This is a genomic window from Streptomyces albidoflavus (genome assembly GCF_000719955.1).
Taxonomy (GTDB): domain Bacteria; phylum Actinomycetota; class Actinomycetes; order Streptomycetales; family Streptomycetaceae; genus Streptomyces; species Streptomyces albidoflavus.
The window spans coordinates 1-551 of record NZ_JOII01000092.1 but is presented as its reverse complement, the minus strand read 5'-3'; the positions used below and the strand labels follow the sequence as shown (position 1 = coordinate 551).

The window sequence follows — 551 nt, the reverse complement described above, 5'->3', positions numbered from 1 at the left end:
GGTGGCCGGTGGTGTGACGGTGATGTCGACGCCGACGACGTTCGTGGAGTTCTCGCGTCAGGGTGGTCTGTCGGCGGACGGGCGGTGCCGTTCGTTCGCGGACTCGGCTGACGGTGTGGGCTGGTCCGAGGGTGTGGGCATGGTGGTGCTGGAGCGTCTCTCCGACGCCCGGCGCAACGGTCATCGCGTACTGGCGGTGGTGCGTGGTTCGGCGGTGAACCAGGACGGTGCGTCGAACGGTCTGACGGCGCCCAACGGTCCCTCCCAGCAGCGGGTCATCCGCCAGGCTCTGGCGAGCGGTGGTCTGTCGGCCGGAGATGTCGATGTCGTGGAGGCGCACGGTACGGGGACGACGCTGGGTGACCCGATCGAGGCGCAGGCACTCCTGGCCACGTACGGGCAGGAGCGTGAGGAGGGCCGGCCGCTCTGGCTCGGTTCGGTGAAGTCGAACCTCGGGCACACGCAGGCTGCCGCCGGTGTGGCGGGTGTGATCAAGATGGTGATGGCGATGCGTCACGGCAGGCTGCCGCGCACGCTGCATGTGGATGCTC

General features: G+C 69.3%; 1 protein-coding gene. It reads left to right on the top strand.

The genetic code is table 11. From position 1 onward, the window contains the following. Nucleotides 1-551, top strand: a 551-nt coding sequence (locus IF45_RS0131060) for a beta-ketoacyl synthase N-terminal-like domain-containing protein (RefSeq protein ID WP_169749605.1), incomplete at both ends; no start/stop codon positions are given.